This window comes from Plantibacter sp. MDV22-iso1 (assembly GCF_058408345.1).
Genome location: NZ_JBZVDY010000001.1, coordinates 1,882,197 through 1,901,565, shown reverse-complemented (window position 1 = coordinate 1,901,565; position 19,369 = coordinate 1,882,197). Strand labels below are relative to the sequence as shown.

Genomic DNA, 19,369 nt, shown 5'->3' with positions numbered 1-19,369 from the left:
CCGTTCGCCCGAAGATGGGCGAACGAACGCTCGTTCGCCCGAACTCGGGCGAATGGACGTGCGTCAGTCGACGATCGCGATGGCGTCGATCTCGACGAGCATCTCCTCGCGGGGGAGGCCCGTGAAGACCGTGGTGCGGGAGGGCAGGACGCCACCCTTGACGCGCGAGCCGACGAACTCGCCGTAGGCGTCGTTCATGATCGCGAAGTCCTCGCGCTTGGTGAGGTAGACGCGCAGCATCATGACGTCGTCGAAGGTCGCGCCGCCGGCCGCGAGGATGGCCTCGACGTTCTGCAGGGTGCGGGTGGTCTGCGCGGCGACGTCGCCCGGGAACAGGTACTCGTTCGTCGCGGGGTCGACGGGGCCCTGGCCGGAGACCTGGACGAAGTTGCCCTTGCGGACGCCCTGGGAGAAGGTGTGCGCGGGAGCCGGGGCGTCGGTGGTGGAGATGGCGGTGCGTTCGGTCATGGGGTGTGTCCTTCGGTTGGTGGCCCTTCGACAAGCTCAGGGACCGGGGTAGGTGATCAGGGACGGGACGGGTGGGAGGTCAGGAGGTGACGGGTGCCTCCGCGGGCGCCGGTGGCGCGTAGCCGAGTTCGGTGGAGATCGCGGTTGTGGTGGCAAGGAGCTGCGGCAGGAGGGCGCGGACGCCGCTGTGGGGGAGCACCATGGTGGGGACGGAGATCGACACCGCCGCGGTGACCCGGCCGTCGGGCCCGAAGACCGGAGCGGCCACGCAGTTCATGAAGCTCTCGTGCTCCTCGTGGTCCTCGGCCCATCCGCGTTCGGTCGAACGCTCGATCTCGGCGAGCAGGGCGTCGGCGTCGGTGATGGTCTTGTCGGTGTACCGCTCGAACACGATGCCCGTGACGACGCGTCGACGCTCCGCCTCGTCGAGTCCGCCGAGGAGGACCTTCGCGACGCCGGTCGCGTACAGGGAGGCCGGCAGGCCGACGCGCGAATACATGCGGAGGGGCTGACGCGACTCGACCTTGTCGATGTAGAAGACGGAGCCGCCCTCGTAGGCGGCGAGGTGCACCGTCTGGCCCGTGGCCGCCCCCAGCGCCCGGATGTGCGGAGCGGCGACGCCGCGGACGTCCTGCTCGTCGAGCGCGGTCTGGGTCAGCTCGAACATCGCGCGCCCGAGGTGGTACCGGAACGACGCGTCGCGCGTGACGAAGCCGTGCTCCTCGAGCGTGTTGAGCAGGCGCAGCACCGTGGTCTTGTGCACACCGGCCGTCGCCGCGAGCGCGTCGAGGGAGTTGGTGCCCGAGACGATCTCGCGGAGGAGGTCGAGCGCGCGGGACAGGGACTGGCTCATGCGTCGATCATCCCGTGTGCGCCGACGGTGGTCCACGGCAGTGGGCGCTCCGCGGTGATGCGCCACGACGCCCATTCCTCATCGGTCGCCTCGACGATGGTGCTGACACCCTGGGCGTCCGGCACGAGCTCGGGGCGGTCGCCGTGGCAGACGAGCGTCGACGCCGCTACCGCGTGGCCGAGCCGCGTGCAGGCGGTGTCGGAGCGACCCGAGGCCAGCCCGGCGAGGTAGCCGGCGGCGAACGCGTCGCCCGCACCGACGGTCTCGACGACGTCGACCGACAACGACCGCACGTCGACGCCCGCCTCGGACCCGCGGTGGAGGGTGGTCGCGGCGTTCTCCTCGTCCTTGAGCACGATGCGCCGCAGGGTCGGCAGCTCGGCGAAGAGGCGGGTGGCGTCCGTGTGGCCGAAGAACAGCTCCGCTTCGTCGACGCCGAGGAACAGGACGGACGCCTGGTCGAGCAGGCGATGCAGCGGGGCGGTCGAGCGACGCTCCCAGAGTCGCGGCCGGAAGTTGAGGTCGACGCTCAGGACGGTGTCTCGGGGGAGTGCGTCGCCAAGCTCGCCCACGAGCAGCGCGGTCGAGTCGGACAGGGCCGGGGTGATGCCGGAGGTGTGCACGATGGCCGAGGCGGTGATGGCCGCCCGGGTCGCTTCGTGTCGAAGGGTGTCGGCGCCGAGCTGCGATGCGGCGGACTCGCTGCGGTAGTAGTGCATCCGCGGTCGACGGTCGCCGCCCGCGCTCACGACCGTCTCCTTGACGTAGAGGCCGGTGGGCCGGTGGTCGTCGCGTTCGACGGCGTCGGTGAGGACGCCGTCGTGCCGGGCCGTCTCGAGGATGTAGTCACCGAACCCGTCGTCGCCGAGGCGCGAGATCCAGTGGGTGGGGACGCCCAGGCGCGCGAGGCTGGAGGCGACGTTGAACTCGGCACCCCCGACGCCCGTCCGGTATTCGCGGGCTTCGGCGACCGGGAGCTGGCCCTCGGGCAGGAGGACGACCATCGCTTCGCCGATCGTGCTCACGGTGGACGGTGACGTCGTCATCACGGTTCCCCTCGCGTCTCGGCCGGGTCCGGTTGACGGCCTGTGGATGCAATGCTAGAACAGACGTAGCGCCGGATGCAATGTACGTTGCAAGATGCGCAACGTCTGACGCTCACGGTGTCGGTGGGTGCAGCGCTCGATCGCGAAACGAGGAGACCATGACGGACGACTTCGATGCCGGTGCACTGGGCGTGCTCGACGGCAGCCTCAAGGGCTTCCCACCGGCGTCCGTCGGGACCGACGCCGCCACGTTCCTCGCCGGTCGACCGGCGCTCGCCGACTTCACGACGCCGCTCGTCACGCTCGACCGCTCGGCGGTCACCGACAACGTCGAGGCCATGCGCCAGTGGTGCGACCGCGCCGGGGTGGGCCTCGCGCCGCACGGCAAGACCACGATGAACCGGGCCCTGTGGCAGCGTCAGCTCGACGCGGGTGCCTGGGGCATCACCGTCGCGACCCCGTGGCAGCTCTCCGTCGCGCTCGACTGGTCGATTCCCCACATCATGCTGGCCAACGCCCTCGTACAGCCCGAACACCTGCGCGCCGTCGGGCGGGCCCTCGCCAGCGGCGACGCCGAGATCGTCGTGTGGGCCGACTCCGTCCGCGCCGTGCAGATCATGTCGCGCGTGCTCGCCGAGCAGCCACCGCGTCGCCCGCTCCACGTGCTCGTGGAACTCGGTGCGCCGGGTGGCCGCACCGGAGCCCGGGACCACGCCACCGCGCTCGAGATCGCCGAGGCCGTCGTCGCCTCGCCCGAGCTCGCGCTCGCCGGCGTCAGCGGCTACGAGGGGGCCCTCGCGCACCACGGCGACGACGGCTCGCTGCAGATCGTGCGTGATTACCTGACCTCGCTCGCCGAGCTGCACACCGGGCTCCTCGCCGCCGGCCGCTACGACGATCGCGTCGAGACCCTCATCGTGACCGCCGGGGGCAGTGCCTACTTCGACGTGGTCGCCGAGGTCCTCGCGGAACTGCGCGACCTCGACGGTGCTCGCGGACGCGCCGTCGACGTGCTGCTGCGCTCCGGCGCCTACGTGACCCACGACGACGGCTTCTACCGGGGGATCACGCCGCTGGGCCGCCACGAGGGCACCGGCGACTTCCGCTCCGCGATCCACGGCTGGGCGACGATCGTCTCCCGCCCCGAGCCCGGCCTCGCGCTCGTCGACGGCGGGAAGCGCGACTTCCCCTTCGACGAAGGGCTCCCCGAGGTGCAGGGCGTCCGCCGCGCCGGATCCGCCACCGTCGAACCGCTTCCGGGCGCGACGACCACGGCCATGAACGACCAGCACACCTTCGTCTCCCTGCCGCCCGGCAGCGACGTCGAGGTCGGCGACGTCATCCGCCTGGGCCTCTCCCACCCGTGCACCACCTTCGACAAGTGGCGTGCGCTCGTGGTCATCGACGACGTCCGTCTCGCCGAACCGAGCGCCGTCGACGCCGTCACCACCACCTTCGGCTGAGCCGAACCGAACAGGAGCCCCGCATGACGCTCGAGACCCCTCCCACCACGCCGCACCCCCTCGACGCCCTGTACGCCGACCGCGCCATCGCCGTCGTCCGCGTGCCCGTCATCCCCGACCCGGTCGAACTCTGCCGGGCGCTCGCCGCGGGCGGGATCCGCAGTGTGGAGTTCACCTTCACGACGCCGGGCGTCGAAGCCCTGATCCGTGCCGCGGCCGACGCGATCGGCGACCACGGGGCCGTGATCGGCGCGGGGACGGTCGTGGACCGCGACACCGCACAGCGCGCCATCGACAGCGGAGCGCAGTTCCTGGTCACGCCCGGGCTGAGCGAGGAGGTGGCCGAGGTCGCCACCGCCGCCGGCATCCCGTTCCTGCTCGGTGCGATGACGCCGAGCGAGGTCATGCGCGCCGCGTCCCTCGGTTCCCACGCGGTGAAGATCTTCCCGGCCGCCGCCATGGGGTCCGGCTTCCTCAAAGACCTCAAGGGTCCGTTCCCGGGTCTCCGGCTCGTGCCGTCGGGCGGACTGCACGCCGGCAACGCCCGCGAGTACATCCAGGCCGGCGCAGCCGCCGTGACCGCGGGTTCGAGTGTGGTCGGTGCGGCCGACGTCGCCGCGGCCGATTGGGCCGGCGTCACCGAGCGTGCGACCGCCTTCACCGCGGCGGCCCTCCTGCCGTGACTTCGCGACCGACGGACGGAGCGCGCGCGGTGGTCATCCGCGGCGCTCGCATCGTCGACGGCACCGGCGGACCGAGCGTGCATGGGTCGCTCCGCATCGACGGGGGCCGCATCGTCGCGATCGGGGCGTCCGCCGAGGCCGACGCACCTGCTGACGCCCTGATCATCGATGCTGACGGTCTCGTCGCGTCGCCCGGCTTCATCGACATGCACGCACACTCCGACCTCGCGGTCCTCCGCGACCACGAGCACCTCGCCAAGGTCTCGCAGGGCGTCACCACGGAGGTCCTCGGACAGGACGGGCTCTCCTACGCCCCGACGGACGACCGCACGATGGCCATCGTCCGGCAGCAGATCGCCGGTTGGAACGGGCAACCCGACGACGTCGACTTCGCCTGGCGGACCGTCGGCGAGTACCTCGACCGGGTCGACCGCGGGACCGCGCTGAACGTCGCCTACCTGGTGCCGCAGGGCTCCGTCCGGATGCTCGTGGTCGGCACCGAGAACCGGGCTGCGACCGCCGACGAGATCGCTCGGATGCAGGAGCTCGTCGCCGCCGGCATGCGGGAGGGCGCGGTCGGGATGTCCTCCGGCCTCACCTACGTGCCCGGCATGTTCGCCGACACCGAGGAACTCGTCGCGCTGTGCCGCACCGTCGCGGAGCACGGCGGCCTCTACGCACCGCACCAGCGCTCGTACGGCAAGGGTGCACTCGAGGCGTACGCGGAGATGATCGACATCAGTCGTCGTTCCGGCTGCGCACTGCACCTCACGCACGCGACGATGAACTTCGGCGTCAACGCCGGCCGGGCCGCCGAACTCGTGGCCCTCATCGACGCCGCCATCGCGGACGGCGTCGACATCACGCTCGACACCTATCCGTACCTGCCGGGTTCGACGACCCTGTCGGCGTTGCTGCCGAGCTGGGCGGCGGTCGGCGGGCCGGACGCGACGATCGAGCGTCTGGGCGACGAGGAGGTCCGGGCGCGGATCCGATACGAGCTCGAGGTGCTCGGCACCGATGGCTGTCACGGTGTCGTCACCGACTGGGCCACGATCGAGATCTCCGGCGTCGCGAACCCCGAGCTCGCCGGCTTCGTCGGGCGGACCGTCGCCGACATCGCCGCCGAGGATGCGGGACACGCATGGTCGGGCGACCCGACGGCCCTGTTCTTCGCGCTGCTCGAAGCCGACCGGCTCGCGACCGGCATCCTCCAGCACGTCGGCGACGAGGCCAACGTGCGCACGATGATGGTGCACCCGGCCCACACGGGCGGGAGCGACGGGATCCTGATCGGCGCGAAGCCACACCCGCGTGCCTGGGGCACCTTCCCGCGCTACCTCGGCCACTACGTCCGCGAAGAGGGGGTGCTCGGGCTGGAAGACGCCGTCGCCCACCTCACCTCGCGGCCGGCTGCGCGCCTCGGCCTCAGCGACCGCGGCGTGCTCCGCGTCGGAGCCGTGGCCGACCTCGTCCTGTTCGACCTCACGACCATCGCCGACCGCGCGACGTTCGCCGAGCCCCGGCAGCAGGCCGCCGGCATCCCGTGGGTGTTCGTGAACGGTGCCGCCGTCATCGCCGACGGTCGACGCACCGACGCCGTCCCCGGCCGCTCGATCCGCCGCCCGGCCTGACCGCTTCCCCCGCCTCCCACCGATCCAGAAGGTCTCCCATGCCCATCAACGCCCTCGCGCGCAGCGTCGCGGCCGCCGCTCCAGCACCGAGCGACCCCATCGGCTGGTTGCAGCAGACCACGCCCGGCCTGCTCATCCTGTGTGCCGTCGCCATCGCGGTGCTGCTGTTCCTCATCATCCGGGTGAAGCTCGAACCGTTCATCTCGCTCTTCATCGTCGGCATCGGCCTTGCTCTCGCGACCGGGACGAGCATCTACCAGATCGTCGGCGTGGCCGTGCCGGACCCCTTCGACGACGAGCAGATCAAGCCGGGGGCGTCGCTCCTCGAGACCGGCTTCGGTGGGATCCTCGGGCACATCACGATCATCATCGGTCTCGGCACCGTGCTCGGCGCGATCCTGGAGCGCTCCGGTGGTGCTGACGTCCTCATCCGGAAGCTGCTCGGTCGCTTCGGGGAACGCGGTGCTCCGATCGCGATGGGGCTCACCGGTCTCATCTTCGGTATCCCCGTGTTCTTCGACGTCGGCATCTTCGTCCTCGCGCCCCTCGTCTACATCACCGCGCGTCGCGGCGGGAAGTCGCTCGTGCTCTACGCGCTCCCGATGCTCGCCGGCCTCTCGATGACGCACGCGTTCCTCCCGCCGCACCCGGGCCCGACGGCGCTCGCCGGCACCTTCGAGGTCGGGCTCGGCTGGCTCATCCTCATGGGCTTCCTCTGCGGCATCCCCGCCTTCATCGCGTCGGGCATCGCCTGGCCGCTCTGGATCGGGAAGCGCGTCATGGTCTCGGTTCCCGAGGAGTACGTCCTGGAGCCCGAGGACGACGCCCCCGAGCGCAAGGACGTCTCGCTCTGGAGCGTCGGTCTCATCATCATCACGCCGATCCTGCTGATCCTCGCCGCCACCTTCGGTGCCCTCGCCTTGCCGAACGGACCCGTCCTCGAAGCGTTGACGCTCATCGGCAACCCGGCGGTCGCGCTCACGATCGCCGTCTGCCTCGCGTACTACGTGCTCGGGGTGCGGCGCGGCATGACGCTCGCCGAACTGGGTGAGCTCTCCGGCCAGTCGCTCCGACCGATCGGCATGATCCTGCTCGTCGTCGGTGCGGGTGCGTTCTTCGGCGCCGTCATCTCGGCGACGGGGGTGGGCGCGGCGTTGGCCGAGGTGCTCGGTTCGCTCGGCCTGCCGATCATCGTGTCCGCGTACCTCATCAGTTCCGGCCTCCGTATCGCGCAGGGCTCGGCGACCGCGGCCATCGTGATCACGGCGGGGATCCTGCAGCCGGTCGTTCTCGCGGGTGACTACTCGCAGCCGCAGCTGGCGCTCATCGGCATCGCGATCGCCGCGGGTTCGATCACGCTCTCGCACGTCAACGACGGCGGATTCTGGATCATCGCGAAGTACTTCAACATGTCGGTGAAGCAGACGCTCGCGACCTGGACCGTGCTCGAGACGATCCTTTCGATCGTCGGCTTCGGGATGGTCGCCCTCATCTGGCTGTTCGTCTAGCCCGAGTCGTGACCGTCGGTCCAGTGCCTTTCTCAGGAGTGTCCGGGCGTGTCGGTGCTTGGTGAAGCCGGCGCGCCGGAGGACTCCTGAGAAAGGTCACTGAGCGGTAGGTGGTGCCTTTCTCAGGAGTGTCCGGGCGTGTCGGTGCCTGGTGAAGTCGGCGCGCCGGAGGACTCCTGAGAAAGGGACTCAGTCGACGTCAGAAGAGGCGGGAGTCGCTGTCGTCGAGGCCGCGCATCGCGTCGTAGTCGAGGACGACGCAGCGGATGCCGCGGTCCTGGGCGAGGGTGCGCGCCTGCGGCTTGATCTCCTGTGCGGCGAACACGCCCTGCACGGGAGCGAGGAGCGGGTCGCGGTTCATGAGTTCGAGGTAGCGGGTGAGCTGCTCGACGCCGTCGATGTCGCCGCGGCGCTTCAGCTCGACCGCCACGGACGCCCCGGTCGCGTCGGTGGCGAGGATGTCGACCGGGCCGATCGCGGTCATGTACTCGCGGCGGATGAGTCGGTAGCCGTCGCCGAGGAGCTCGATCTGCTCGGCGAGGAGCTTCTGCAGGTGTGCTTCGACGCCGTCCTTCTGGAGGCCCGGGTCGACGCCGAGTTCGTGCGCGCTGTCGTGGTGGACCTCGTGGATCGACACGATGAGGGCGTCACCGGTCTTCTTGTGCGTGACCTTCCACAGCTCGGTGATCCCGGCCGCGGCCTGCGTCTCGTCGGGCTCGACCGTCGTGAGCACGCAGGGCGGGCTCATCCAGTTCAGCGGCTTGTAGGAGCCGCCGTCGGAGTGGACGAGCAGGCTGCCGTCGTTCTTCACCATGAGGAGCCGTTTGGCGAGCGGCAAGTGAGCCGACAACCGTCCGGCATAGTCGACCGAGCACTCCGCAATCACCAAACGCACGACGACGAGCCTACCGCGACACCGCAGCACGTCCATTCGCCCATGCTCGGGCGACGGAACCCCGAATCGCCCGAAGATGGGCGAACGAACGGGCTCAGCGCTTGCGGCGGCTGCTCTCGCGGGCGGCCGGAGAGGCAAGGCCGGCGAACACGATGAGCACGAGCACGACGAACAGGGCGTTCAGGAGACCGATGGCGTCGCCGAGGATGCCGATGAGCGGCGGACCGACGAGGAACGCGCAGTAGCCGATCATCGCGACGGCACTCACCCGTGCCGCGGCGCGCTTGGAGTCGTCGGCCGCGGCTGACATGCCCACCGGGAACCCGAGCGAGGCGCCGAGTCCCCAGAGCACGGTGCCGAGGATCATCAGTCCGGTCACCGGCGTGAGGATGAAGAGGACGAGCCCGGCGATCGCGGCTCCAGCCGACACCCGGAGCACCGGCACCCGTCCGAAGCGGTCGATGAGGGGCCCGCCGACGATGCGACCGACGGTCATCGCGGTGACGAAGACCCCGTAGACGAGCGCGCCGGTCGTGTTGCTCTGCCCGTGGCCGTCGACGACGGCCAAAGCGAGCCAGTCGTTGGCACTGCCCTCGGCGAACGCCATACCGAGGATGATGACGCCGATGAGGATGAGCCGGCCGTCCGCCCAGACCGAGAGGCTCTCGCGGAGACGCTCCTGCCACGGCGTCTTCGGTGCGTCGTCGGCCTCGGCGGCCACGTCCTGCTGGACCGGGACGAAGCGTACGGCGACGACGGTCGCGACGGTGATGGCGACCGCCATGATGAGCGCGTGCCAGAACACCTCGAGGCCGATCGCCGAGGCCAGAGCGCCGAGCCCCGCTCCGGCGACCGTGCCGAAGCTGAAGCACGCGTGCATCAGCGGCATCACCGTCTTGCCGAGTTCCTGTTCGGCTGCGGCTCCCTCGACGTTCATCATCACGTCGAGGGCTCCGTTTCCGAAGCCGAAGACGATGAGCCCGACCAGCACGATCCCAGCGAGCGGTACGAGGCTCGCGCCGACGCCGATGAGGAGGAGTCCGGTCGCGACGAGCCCGAGCACCAGCTGCATACCTCGCCGCGGTCCGAGTCGTGCGAGCAGGTGCTGGGAGGCGACGAGGCCGACGACCGATCCGATCGACATGCCCAGGATGAGCAGCCCGACGGTGCCGGTGGTGAGTCCGAGGTTGTCGCGGATGGCGGGGATGCGGGCCACCCACGTCGCGATGCTGAGGCCGCTGAGGGCGAAGACCACGAAGATCGCGTTCCGCCAGGCGAGCAGTTCGCGGCGTGGTCGCAGGGCGACGGGGGCGGTGTGCGGGTTGGTCGGCTCTGACACGTGGTCCTCGGGTTCGGTGCTGGTGCGCCTGGGCGCCGTGTGGAACGGGTGGCGAAGCCCGTGGATCGGGAGGCTATCGAATCGATTCGATTCCGTCGACTAAGCTAGCAGACCGTGGACCAGGAAACACGCCCCTCGCGACCGACGCTCGCCGATGTCGCCGAGCGCGCGGGGGTGTCACCATCGACCGCCTCGCTCGCGTTCAGCGGCGCCGGACCCGTGTCCGAAGCGACCAAGCAGCGCGTGCTGCAGGCTGCCGCCGACCTCGACTACGCCGGACCCGACCCCCGGGCCCGCTCCCTCCGTCAGGGACGCAGCGGCATCGTGGGAGCCGTCGTCGCCGGCCGGATCGGGCACTCCTTCCGCGACCCCGTGATGGTCCAGTCCCTCGACGGACTCGCCGACGAGCTCGGTGCGGTCGGCGCGGGACTCCTCCTGCTGAACGACGCGCAGGAGGGCACCCTGCAGTTGAGCAACGCGCCGATGGACGGCGTCGTCCTCATCGGCTGCAGCCCGAACCTCGACAGCTCGGTCGCGATCCTCAGTCGACGGGGGATGCCGATCGTGTCGATCGAGGGCCTCGCAGCCCTCGGCGTGCCCGACATCGCCGTCGACAACCGCGGCGGCGTGCGTGCGGAGGCCCAGCACCTCGCCGACCTCGGCCACGAGCGCGTCGCCGTCGTCACCCTCAATCTCGATCCGACCGAACGCCGCGGGGCGCTCACGCCCGAGTGGGAGCGATCCGCCACGACGGTCCCCGCGATCGAGCGCCTGCAGGGCCTCCGCGACGTCTTCCCCGACGCGCAGGGGTTCGTCACCACGGGGTCATCGCTCGAAGAGGGCCGGGTCGCCGGACACTCGATCCTCGACGTCCCGGCGGATGAACGCCCGACGGCGATCGCCGCGCAGAGCGACCTCCTGGCCGCCGGTGTCATCCGAGCAGCCGAGGAGCTCGGCATCTCCGTCCCCGCGGAGCTCAGCGTGGTCGGGTTCGACGGCATCCGGGTCGAGGGGCTCGACTACGACCTCACAACGGTGTGGCAGCCCTCCCGCGAGAAGGGTTCGGCCGCGGGCCGCGCGATCATCGCCATGCTCGACGGCCGCGATCCGGAGTGTGAGCAGTTCAGCGTCCGGTTCCACCGCGGCGCGACGACGGCACGGGTCCCCGCTCCACAGCGCTGAGGTCTCGCCGGGGTTTCGACAGATCCTGCCGTGCGGCGGACCCGCCCCGTAGGGTGGAGGCGACGCTCGAAGGAGACCCATGACCGACCAGCCCATCGCCACCGCAGCACTCGTCCAGCAGGAGGCGGCAGCGCTCGCCGCGTCTCTCGCCCCGGTCTACAAGGATCTCCACGCCAATCCGGAGCTCTCCTTCGCGGAGCACCGGACCGCCGCCCTCGTCGCGGATCGCATCACCGGCCTCGGGTACGGGGTCGCGACGGGGATCGGCGGCACCGGCGTCGTCGGCGTCCTGGAGAACGGCGAGGGGCCGACGGTCCTGCTGCGGGCCGACATGGACGGCCTGCCCGTCCTCGAGGAGACGGGCCTCGACTACGCGAGCGTCGCGCGCGGGGTCGACCCGGAGGGCAACGACGTCCCGGTCATGCACGCCTGCGGCCACGACGTCCACGTCACCTGCCTGCTGGGCGCCGCTGAACTGCTCGCCGCACGGCGCGACACCTGGTCCGGGACGCTCGTCGTCCTGTTCCAGCCGGCCGAGGAGGCCGGCGGCGGTGCGCAGGCGATGGTCGACGACGACCTGTACGCACGCGTCCCGAAGCCCGACATCGTGTTCGGCCAGCACGTCGGTCCGCTGCCGGCCGGTGTCGTCGGCACGCACGCCGGGCCGTCGTTCGCCGCGACCGACGCCTACCGCGTCACCTTCCACGGCCGCGGCGGGCATGGATCCCGCCCGCAGTCGACGATCGACCCGATCGTCATGGCGGCGTCGGCGGTCGTCAGGCTCCAGAGCATCGTGTCCCGCGAGGTCGCCGGGACCGACACCGCCGTGCTCACCGTCGGCACGATGCACGCCGGCACGAAGAACAACATCATCCCCGACACGGCACAGATCGGCGTGAACATCCGCAGCTACGAGCCGCACGTGCGCGACCGCGTCGTCGGCTCCATGGAGCGCATCATCCGGGCTGAGGCCGCCGCCTCGGGCGCCGAGCGGGAACCGGTGATCGAACACACCGAGGCCTTCCCGGTGCTCGTGAACGATCCCGCGGCGACCGGTACGGTGACGGCGGTGTTCGCCGACGCGTTCGGTGCCAACCGCGTCGTCGACCCCGGTCTCGTCACGGGCAGCGAGGACGTCGGCATGCTGGCGACGGCCGCAGACGCGCCAATCGTCTACTGGATCCTCGGCGGCGCCGACCCGCAGGCCTTCGCCGCAGCCTACGCGTCGGGGCGCATGGAGCAAGACCTCCCGGGCAACCACTCCTCGAAGTTCGCCCCGCTCATCCACCCGACGCTCGACACCGGCATCGCCGCCCTCTCGCTCGCCGCCCTGTCGCGGCTCACCGGAGCGGTGGCCGACGCATGATCGTCGTCACGACCGACTCGGTCGCCGGTCACCGCATCGACGCAGTCCTCGGCGAGGTCATCGGCCTCACGGTGCGCGCTCGCGACTGGGGCTCCTCCATGTCGATCGGCTTCTCCGCGCTCGGCGGCGGAGAAGTCCCGGGGATGACCGCGCTGCTGTTCGAGTCCCGTCAGGAGGTCATGCGGCGCTTGGTCGCGGACGCCGAACAGCGCGGCGCCAACGCGGTCCTCGCCATGCGTCTCGAGACCACCGACATCGGCGGGGCGTGGACGCAGCTGACGGCGTACGGCACCGCGGCGTATCTCGTCCCGATCCCCGCGGGCGAGCCCGGAGCGACCGGCCAGTCCGCCTACGCAGCGGCGCAGCCCGACGCCCCGAAGCCCCGGGGTCAGGTCTAGTCCGACGATCGGTCGCGAACGGCGGGAGTGAATCGATCGCACCCGCCGCTCGCGAAATCGGTGGTTGATGGCTGTGGTGTCCGCGCGCTAGCGTGGCTGCACTGCGGCGACAGGGGGTCGCCGCAAGGAGGATCGGGGGATCTGATGCGCAGACGAATGGCGAGGTTCCTGGCCGCGGTAGGCCTCGGCGCGGCACTGGTGGTGGGTGGTGCAACGACGCCGGCGAGCGCCGCGCCGCAGGTCTGGTACCAGATCACCGGGTCGGTGAAGGCCGACTGCTCGGCCATGTCCGCCAAGTACCGGGGCCTCGGAGCTCGCATTTACACGGGATGCCACCAGCGTTCCTACGACAAGCAGTGGGCGTTCTCCTACTACTGGCCGAGCTGAGCCGCGGAGCCGGAGGCCTTCGTCGGTCGGCCTTGCAGCGCGAGCTGGTCGAGGTCGAAGTCGTCCGACCCGCCCCGTGGCTCGCGCCGGTGCGGTGCGGCTCAGAGTAGGCGGAGCTCCTGGGCACGGGTGACGGCCCGGGTGCGGTCGGCCACCTCGAGCTTCTCGAAGACGTGCAGCAGGTGCGTCTTCACCGTCGACTCCGAGATGAACAGTGCCGCCGCGATCGCGCGGTTGCTGTTGCCGGCGGCGACGAGCGCGAGGACCTCGAGCTCGCGGGCGCTGAGCTGCGGGCGGGTCGGTGCCCCACCCTGCATGCGGCCCACGAGGGTCGCCGCGATCGTGGGTGCGAGCACCGTCTGACCGGCGACCACCGAACGGATGCCGGCCAGGATCTCCTGCTCGGGCGCCGCCTTCAACAGGTAGCCTCCGGCTCCGGCCTCGATCGCGCCGAGGATGTCGTCGTCGGTCTCGTAGGTCGTGAGGACGAGCACCCGGACGCCTGGCACGCGCAGCACGATGCGCGCTGTCGCCTCCGCGCCGCCGAGGACCGGCATGCGCAGGTCCATGAGCACGAGGTCCGGCCGGTGCTCCTCGGCCGCCGCGACCGCCGCAGCGCCGTCCGCCACCTCGGCCACGACCTCGAGGTCGTCCGCGCGCCCGAGCAGTGCGACGATGCCAGATCGCACGATGGGGTGGTCGTCCGCGACGACGATCCTGATCCGTGTCATCGTGTGTCCTGTCTGGTCCCTGAGCTTGTCGAAATCCCGGTCCCTGAGCTCGTCGAAGGGCTCGCTTCGATCGTCACCGGCACTCGCACCCGAACCGTCGTCCCCGCTCCGGCGGCACTCGTGAGTTCCACCGTCCCACCAAGCAGCGTCACCCGGTCGTGCATGCCGTGCAGCCCGAAGCCCGCGCCCGGGCTGGTCCCGAGGAGCGCGCCGTCCGGGTCCGCGATCCCGACGCCGTCGTCGGTGACCCGCAGTTCGGCCCAGCCGTCGTGGACGCTGAGCACGAGCTCGGCGCGGTCGGCGGCGGCGTGCTTCCGGATGTTCGCGAGCCCTTCCTGGGCGCTCCGGAGCAGCACGACCTCGGGTGCCCGCTCGAACCGTTCGGACGGGGCGTCGATGTCGACAGCCACGCCGGTCTCGCGGGCGAACCGCTCGCCCAAGCGTCGGAGGCTGTCACCGAGCGTCGTGTCGGCAGCGGGCATCGCCGCCGTCGTGGCCACGAGGGACCTCGCCTCGCGGAGGGCGTCGCGCGCCGTGCTCTCGATGAGGTCGATGCTGTCGAGGGCGGCGACCGGGCGACCGTCCAGCGGGGAGGCATCCGGCGTGCCTGCGACGGTCGCGCCGACCTCGGAGCGGGCCCGTTGAGCGAGCAGCACCACGCTCGTGAGGCTCTGCGCGATCGTGTCGTGGATGTCGCGCGCCATGCGTTCCCGTTCGGCGGCCGCTCCGGCTTCCCGGCTCGCCCGTTCCGTTTCGGCCTGGGCCGCCTGCAGACTGACCAGGAGTCGTGCCTTCTCGTCGCCGAGCTCGGCGATCCGGGTGATCCAGAGACCGAGGGACAGCGCGAAGACGAGCGAGACGCTCTGGATCGCGAGTCCCTGCAGGATCACGTCGGGGGTGGCGCCCAGCCCGACGATGAAGCCGAGGGCGAGGGTCGCGGCGCTCGCGATGTTGAGGATGATCGCGTTCCGGGTGTTCGGTGTCAGCACCCACAGCAGCGGGAACACGAGGCACTGCAGGGTCAGGACGTTCGGGGAGAACGCCGTCCCGACGGCGGTGAGCGCGATGAGGGTGATCGCGAACCAGAGTCCGCCCTGCGGTCGCTCCAGGGTGCGTCGCCCGACCGTGTAGTACACGAGGCAGAGAGCCGCCAGCACGATCCAGACGCCGACGACCCGTTCCGATGCCCCGGCCGCGCTGACGCTCACGAGCGCGCCGACGATCACGCACCCCGCGCCGAACGCGACATCCCACCACCGTCGTCCGTCCATGTCCCAACCCTCCCATCCCTGCTCGCGAACTGTCACTTCCTGCTGGTTCCGGTGGCGTACACCCTCCGGAACTGACAGTTCGCGGGCTAGGAGCGGCGGACCCAGCGGAAGGTGAGTCGGGTGAGGACGAGGCCGACGATCGCCCAGACGACGAGGACGAGCGCGACCGTCGGGAGGTCCCAGCCACCGGACGGCTCCTGCGAGGCGAACCCCTCCGGCAGGAAGACGGAGCGCATGCCCTGCGCGATCCACTTGAGCGGGAAGACACTCGCGACGTTCTGCAGCCACTCGGGGAGCATCGTGAACGAGAGGTAGACGCCGGAGATGAACTGCAGCACGAGCACGATCGGGATGATGACGGCCGTCGCGCTCTTGCCCGTGCGGGGGAGCGCCGACAGGGCGATACCGAGGACCGCCGACGTGGCGATGCCGAGCAGGTAGACCCAGGCGAAGGTGAGCCACCGCTCGGGCTCGGTCGGCAGGGTGACGTCGAACAGGAACCGCGCGACGAGGAGCAGCAGTGCGATCTGGAGCACCGAGGTGACGAGGACCTGCCCCATCTTCCCGAGGAAGTAGGAGATCACCGGGAGCGGGCTGCCGCCGAGACGCTTGAGGGTGCCGTCGCTCTTCTCCGTCGCGATGTCGGTCGCGAGGTTCTGGACGCCCGAGAGGAGGATGCCCGCGGCGATCATGCCGGGCAGGTAGAAGGCGGCCTGACTGACCCCGCCGGTGCCGTCGGGTGCCTCGCCCACGTTCCCCATCGCGCTGAAGGCGGTCGAGAAGATCGCGAGCATCACGACGGGGAAGAGGAAGGTGAAGAACACCTGGTCGCCGGAGCGGAAGTAGATGCGGGTCTCATAACCGATCCTGCTGGCTCCGAGCCGGAGGGTGCGTCCGCGGGGGAGTGCCGGGACGAGGGGGGTCGTGGTGCGGTCGATGGCGGTCATGCGCCGATTCCTGTCGTGGTGACCTGCGTGGCCGGTGACGGTGCTGCTGATGGGGTGGTCGACGACGCCGCGCCGTCGGCCGCGTGGACGAGCCCGAGGTAGATGTCCTCGAGGCTCGGACGGATGACCTCCAGGTCACGCGGTTCTCCACCTGCGGCAGCGGTGAGGGCGGCGACGCGGGCAGCCGGAGTCTCGGTCCGTTCCTCGCGGAGGCCGTGCTCGTCGCGCCAGCGCACCACCGGGATCCGGGCCTCGGCGCCGCCGATCTCGTCGACCGCGCCGATCTCCACGAGTCGACCCGCCGCGATGACGGCGACGCGGTCGGCGAGCTGGGCGGCTTCGTCGAGGTAGTGGGTGGTGAGGAGGATGGTCGTACCGTCGCGTTTGAGCGAGCGGATGAGGTCCCAGAACTGCCGACGCGCCTCGGGGTCGAACCCGGTCGTCGGCTCGTCGAGGAAGAGGAGGGCCGGGCGGCCGACCACCCCGAGGGCCACGTCGACCCGGCGACGCTGACCGCCCGAGAGCTTGCCGATGCGCGTGCCCGCCTTGCTCGTGAGCCCGACCGCCTCGATGACCTCGTCCACGTCCCGCGGGTCCGCGTAGTACCGGGCGAACTGTGTGAGCTGCTCCCGGACCGTGACGTTGGCGGCCTCGGCGCTCGACTGGAGGACGATGCCGAGGCGGGCCTTCCAGTCGAGACCGCCCTTCGCCGGGTCGACACCGAGGACGCTCGCCTCGCCGCCTGTCCGGTGCCGGTAGCCCTCGAGGATCTCGATCGTGGTGCTCTTCCCGGCACCGTTCGGGCCGAGCAGGGCGAAGGTCTCGCCCGGGTGGATGTCGAAGGAGACCCCGTCGACGGCGGTGAAATCGCCGTACTGCTTGCGCAGCTCGCGGACCTCGATGATCGGTCGTGTGCTCATGGTGACCATGCTCGTCCGCTCCGACGCGCGCCGGTAGCGGTGGAGGGGCTGATCCTCGTATCCACCGATCGGTTGATACGGGCATGGACGGGCGCCGGCGTGGCCGCACCGCGGTACCCGGGTCGAGTGCTGTTCTTCCAGGCCCAGTTGAGCCGCGCCGACGGGAACGCCCGCCCACCCTTGCGCGGGCGGGCGGGCGTCGGCCTGGCAGAGCGGAGTCGCTATCCGGCCAGCGCGGTCGCAGCGATGACGACCAGATCTTCCACGTTCTCGAAGCCCGCGGTCTCCTTCGTGAGCGTCGTGAACGGCACGCCGACGACGGTCTGCCCGTCGATCGAGGTGGTGAAGGTACCGCCGGCTTCGGTGACCTCGCCGCCCGCGGCGGTGGCATTGGCAGCGGCCGCGGTGAGTGATGCGGCACCGCCGGAGAGGACGGCGTAGCTGCCGGAAGCCGCGCCGGCTTCGAAGCTCAACATGCATACGACCGGCAGATCGCCCACGACGCTGGCGGGTGTGAAGGAGGCCTTCGCAGCAGCGATACCGGCTGCCGGGACGGACACGCCGCTCGCCGCGCTGAGGGTGTTGACCTGCTCCTCCGTGCACTTCGCGCCGCTCGCAGCGGGCGCCTCCTCGGTGGCCTCCGTCTCCGGCTCACTGCTCGCCGAGGAGGTCGACGCGGGCTTGGAGTCGGCCGGTTCCCCACCGCTGCAGGCGGAGAGCCCGAACAGTCCGAGGACGGCGACCGCGGTCACGGCGGACACGCGGAGGCGGTGGTGAGCGAAGTGGAGTGGCATGGTGGTTCCCCCTGAACGGTGTGGATCGATGTCGCCTCCAGACTGGCGTGCCGGCGTTGCGGCCTCAATGGGGACAACTCCCCAATCGTCGTTCAGGCGCCGGTGCGCATCCAGGTGGTCGTCCGGGCACGGAGGCCGAGCGTCGTCGCCCGCGCACCGAGGTAGCCGACGAAGAAGGCGAGCGCCAAGCAGGTCAGTCCCGCCTGCCCACCGGGTGCCCAGACGAGCACCGCGAGCGCGAGGGGAAGGAACACGAGCGTGTTGAGCAACCCGGTGATCGCGAGGTACCTCGCGTCTCCGGCGCCGATGAGGACGCCGTCGAGGACGAAGACGACGCCACCGAGCGGGGTGGTGACGGCGAGCACGATGATCGCGGGCACGATGAGCGCCGCGAGGTCGGGGTCGCTCGTGAAGAGCAGGCCGATGACCGGGCTCGCGAGCGCGATGACCAGGCCGAGGACGATGCCCGACCCGATGCCCCACTGCAGACAGCGGACGAGGACGGCGCGCACCCCTGCCACGTCGCCGGCCCCGAGTCCCTTGCCGACGAGCGCCTGCGCGGCGATCGCGAGGGCGTCGAGCGCGAACGCGAGGGTGGCGAAGAGGGTCATCACGAGCTGGAACCCGGCGAGTTCGTCGGTGCCGAGGTCGGTCGCGACGAACACGGCGATGAGCATCGCGGCACGGAGGCTGACCGTACGGAGGAACAACCACCCACCGGAACGGGCCGCTCCACCGAGGCCGGCGCGGTGCGGGCGGAGACTCGCTCCCGTCCGCCGCACGTGGCGCAGGACGACGACGAGATAGGCGACGACCATGCCCCACTGCGCGATGACGGTGCCGATGGCGGATCCCGCGATGCCGAGTCCGAGGCCGTAGATGAAGAGGAAGTTGAGGCCGATGTTCGCGGCGAACCCGGCGCCGGCGACCACGAGGGGCGTGGTGGTGTCCTGCAGGCCGCGGAGGAGCCCGGTCGCACCGAAGACGAGCAGCATGGCGGGGATGCCGAGCATCGAGATACCCAGGTAGGTGTCGGCCTGCTGGGCGACGTCGTCCGTCGCGCCGAACAGCCCGACGAGCGTGGGGGAGAAGAACCAGCCGGCCGCACCGATCACGACGCCGAGCCCGAGCGACAACCAGAGGCCGTCCACCCCGAGCGACACCGCACCGCGTTCGTCGCCGTGTCCGAGGCGTCGGGCGACCGCCGGTGTCGTCGCGTAGGCGAGGAACACCATGAGTCCGATGACCGTCTGCAGGACCGCGCTCGCGACCCCGAGACCGGCGAGTGGCACGACGCCCAGGTGGCCGATCATCGCCGAGTCGGCGAGCAGGAACAGCGGCTCCGCCATCAGCGCCCCGAGCGCCGGGACCGCGAGCCGCAGGATGTCGCGGTCGACGGCCCGCAGCCGCCGCCTGTCCTGTCCCGTGGTCACCCGCCGAGCCTAGCCGCGGGTGGTGACACGCCGCTTCGCCGTCCGAGACGG

The 19,369-nt window shown here is 70.8% G+C and carries 19 protein-coding genes; 8 read left to right on the top strand and 11 right to left on the bottom strand.

From position 1 onward, the window contains the following. Positions 1-63 precede the first annotated feature (63 nt). From AC4PMY_RS09145 to AC4PMY_RS09135, 3 genes are all read right to left on the bottom strand, one after another. Positions 64-468 carry a RidA family protein gene (locus tag AC4PMY_RS09145; RefSeq protein ID WP_064293914.1) on the bottom strand — a complete coding sequence of 135 codons (405 nt, stop codon included), beginning with the start codon at positions 466-468 and terminating at the stop codon, positions 64-66. Positions 469-547: 79 nt separating this feature from the next. Continuing rightward, complete coding sequence (locus tag AC4PMY_RS09140; RefSeq protein WP_071261505.1) at positions 548-1,321, bottom strand: IclR family transcriptional regulator; 774 nt, start codon at positions 1,319-1,321, stop codon at positions 548-550. Continuing rightward, entirely contained in the window at positions 1,318-2,367 is a 1,050-nt protein-coding gene (locus tag AC4PMY_RS09135) for a sugar kinase (RefSeq protein ID WP_079000554.1), read from the bottom strand. Before AC4PMY_RS09135 ends, AC4PMY_RS09140 begins: the two co-directional genes overlap by 4 nt. 158 nt (positions 2,368-2,525) lie before the next feature. Between AC4PMY_RS09135 and AC4PMY_RS09130 the strand changes: the two genes are divergently transcribed. The 4 genes from AC4PMY_RS09130 to AC4PMY_RS09115 are packed head-to-tail and all read left to right on the top strand — an operon-like array spanning position 2,526 to position 7,655. Continuing rightward, on the top strand, positions 2,526-3,830 hold the full coding sequence (locus tag AC4PMY_RS09130; protein ID WP_491622520.1) for a type III PLP-dependent enzyme domain-containing protein: 1,305 nt from the start codon (positions 2,526-2,528) through the stop codon (positions 3,828-3,830). Positions 3,831-3,853: 23 nt separating this feature from the next. Beyond that, a complete protein-coding gene (locus AC4PMY_RS09125) occupies positions 3,854-4,513 on the top strand; it encodes a bifunctional 4-hydroxy-2-oxoglutarate aldolase/2-dehydro-3-deoxy-phosphogluconate aldolase (RefSeq protein WP_064293910.1) in 660 nt (219 codons plus the stop codon). Next, a complete protein-coding gene (locus tag AC4PMY_RS09120) occupies positions 4,510-6,147 on the top strand; it encodes an N-acyl-D-amino-acid deacylase family protein (protein WP_491622519.1) in 1,638 nt (545 codons plus the stop codon). The genes AC4PMY_RS09125 and AC4PMY_RS09120 overlap by 4 nt, the downstream gene beginning before the upstream one ends. A gap of 38 nt (positions 6,148-6,185) precedes the next feature. Then, complete coding sequence (locus AC4PMY_RS09115; protein ID WP_491622518.1) at positions 6,186-7,655, top strand: GntP family permease; 1,470 nt, start codon at positions 6,186-6,188, stop codon at positions 7,653-7,655. A gap of 199 nt (positions 7,656-7,854) precedes the next feature. Here the strand turns inward: AC4PMY_RS09115 and nucS are convergent, their stop codons facing one another. Together nucS and AC4PMY_RS09105 are read right to left on the bottom strand one after the other, a co-directional pair. Then, the gene (gene nucS, locus AC4PMY_RS09110) at positions 7,855-8,550 is read right to left on the bottom strand and encodes an endonuclease NucS (RefSeq protein WP_064294112.1); all 696 of its coding nucleotides are present in this window, start codon (positions 8,548-8,550) and stop codon (positions 7,855-7,857) included. A 94-nt stretch (positions 8,551-8,644) separates the two neighbouring features. Beyond that, positions 8,645-9,889 (bottom strand): MFS transporter, encoded by a 1,245-nt coding sequence (locus AC4PMY_RS09105; RefSeq protein ID WP_314138179.1) that lies wholly within the window; start codon positions 9,887-9,889, stop codon positions 8,645-8,647. 114 nt (positions 9,890-10,003) lie between these two features. On the opposite strand from AC4PMY_RS09105, the gene AC4PMY_RS09100 reads away from it, so the two are divergent. The 4 genes from AC4PMY_RS09100 (at position 10,004) to AC4PMY_RS09085 (ending at position 13,222) form a co-directional block, all read left to right on the top strand. Further along, a complete protein-coding gene (locus tag AC4PMY_RS09100) occupies positions 10,004-11,071 on the top strand; it encodes a LacI family DNA-binding transcriptional regulator (RefSeq protein WP_491622517.1) in 1,068 nt (355 codons plus the stop codon). 79 nt (positions 11,072-11,150) lie between these two features. Further along, on the top strand, positions 11,151-12,437 hold the full coding sequence (locus tag AC4PMY_RS09095) for an amidohydrolase (RefSeq protein WP_491622516.1): 1,287 nt from the start codon (positions 11,151-11,153) through the stop codon (positions 12,435-12,437). After that, a complete protein-coding gene (locus AC4PMY_RS09090; protein ID WP_064293905.1) occupies positions 12,434-12,835 on the top strand; it encodes a YbjQ family protein in 402 nt (133 codons plus the stop codon). Before AC4PMY_RS09095 ends, AC4PMY_RS09090 begins: the two co-directional genes overlap by 4 nt. A 144-nt stretch (positions 12,836-12,979) precedes the next feature. Next, complete coding sequence (locus AC4PMY_RS09085) at positions 12,980-13,222, top strand: hypothetical protein (RefSeq protein ID WP_314138171.1); 243 nt, start codon at positions 12,980-12,982, stop codon at positions 13,220-13,222. A 101-nt stretch (positions 13,223-13,323) separates the two neighbouring features. On the opposite strand, the gene AC4PMY_RS09080 is transcribed toward AC4PMY_RS09085, so the two are convergent. The 6 genes from AC4PMY_RS09080 to AC4PMY_RS09055 all read right to left on the bottom strand — a co-directional run bounded on the left by AC4PMY_RS09080 (position 13,324) and on the right by AC4PMY_RS09055 (position 19,318). Beyond that, positions 13,324-13,953 (bottom strand): response regulator, encoded by a 630-nt coding sequence (locus tag AC4PMY_RS09080; RefSeq protein ID WP_064293904.1) that lies wholly within the window; start codon positions 13,951-13,953, stop codon positions 13,324-13,326. After that, positions 13,950-15,224, bottom strand: a complete 1,275-nt coding sequence (locus AC4PMY_RS09075; protein WP_064293903.1) for a sensor histidine kinase — start codon at positions 15,222-15,224, stop codon at positions 13,950-13,952. Before AC4PMY_RS09075 ends, AC4PMY_RS09080 begins: the two co-directional genes overlap by 4 nt. A gap of 86 nt (positions 15,225-15,310) precedes the next feature. Continuing rightward, the gene (locus tag AC4PMY_RS09070) at positions 15,311-16,171 is read right to left on the bottom strand and encodes an ABC transporter permease (RefSeq protein ID WP_079000574.1); all 861 of its coding nucleotides are present in this window, start codon (positions 16,169-16,171) and stop codon (positions 15,311-15,313) included. Next, entirely contained in the window at positions 16,168-17,091 is a 924-nt protein-coding gene (locus tag AC4PMY_RS09065) for an ABC transporter ATP-binding protein (RefSeq protein WP_079003784.1), read from the bottom strand. The genes AC4PMY_RS09070 and AC4PMY_RS09065 overlap by 4 nt, the downstream gene beginning before the upstream one ends. Before the next feature lie 221 nt (positions 17,092-17,312). Beyond that, positions 17,313-17,885, bottom strand: a complete 573-nt coding sequence (locus AC4PMY_RS09060) for a hypothetical protein (RefSeq protein ID WP_491622515.1) — start codon at positions 17,883-17,885, stop codon at positions 17,313-17,315. 92 nt (positions 17,886-17,977) lie between these two features. Then, positions 17,978-19,318 carry an MATE family efflux transporter gene (locus AC4PMY_RS09055; protein ID WP_491622514.1) on the bottom strand — a complete coding sequence of 447 codons (1,341 nt, stop codon included), beginning with the start codon at positions 19,316-19,318 and terminating at the stop codon, positions 17,978-17,980. Positions 19,319-19,369: the final 51 nt, after the last annotated feature.

Coding starts and splice junctions, on each gene's coding strand:
- AC4PMY_RS09145 (WP_064293914.1), bottom strand. CDS start 468: ATGACCGAACGCACCGCCATCTCCACCACCGACGCCCCGGCTCCCGCG.
- AC4PMY_RS09140 (WP_071261505.1), bottom strand. CDS start 1,321: ATGAGCCAGTCCCTGTCCCGCGCGCTCGACCTCCTCCGCGAGATCGTC.
- AC4PMY_RS09135 (WP_079000554.1), bottom strand. CDS start 2,367: ATGACGACGTCACCGTCCACCGTGAGCACGATCGGCGAAGCGATGGTC.
- AC4PMY_RS09130 (WP_491622520.1), top strand. CDS start 2,526: ATGACGGACGACTTCGATGCCGGTGCACTGGGCGTGCTCGACGGCAGC.
- AC4PMY_RS09125 (WP_064293910.1), top strand. CDS start 3,854: ATGACGCTCGAGACCCCTCCCACCACGCCGCACCCCCTCGACGCCCTG.
- AC4PMY_RS09115 (WP_491622518.1), top strand. CDS start 6,186: ATGCCCATCAACGCCCTCGCGCGCAGCGTCGCGGCCGCCGCTCCAGCA.
- AC4PMY_RS09095 (WP_491622516.1), top strand. CDS start 11,151: ATGACCGACCAGCCCATCGCCACCGCAGCACTCGTCCAGCAGGAGGCG.
- AC4PMY_RS09090 (WP_064293905.1), top strand. CDS start 12,434: ATGATCGTCGTCACGACCGACTCGGTCGCCGGTCACCGCATCGACGCA.
- AC4PMY_RS09085 (WP_314138171.1), top strand. CDS start 12,980: ATGCGCAGACGAATGGCGAGGTTCCTGGCCGCGGTAGGCCTCGGCGCG.
- AC4PMY_RS09080 (WP_064293904.1), bottom strand. CDS start 13,953: ATGACACGGATCAGGATCGTCGTCGCGGACGACCACCCCATCGTGCGA.
- AC4PMY_RS09075 (WP_064293903.1), bottom strand. CDS start 15,224: ATGGACGGACGACGGTGGTGGGATGTCGCGTTCGGCGCGGGGTGCGTG.
- AC4PMY_RS09070 (WP_079000574.1), bottom strand. CDS start 16,171: ATGACCGCCATCGACCGCACCACGACCCCCCTCGTCCCGGCACTCCCC.
- AC4PMY_RS09065 (WP_079003784.1), bottom strand. CDS start 17,091: ATGAGCACACGACCGATCATCGAGGTCCGCGAGCTGCGCAAGCAGTAC.
- AC4PMY_RS09060 (WP_491622515.1), bottom strand. CDS start 17,885: ATGCCACTCCACTTCGCTCACCACCGCCTCCGCGTGTCCGCCGTGACC.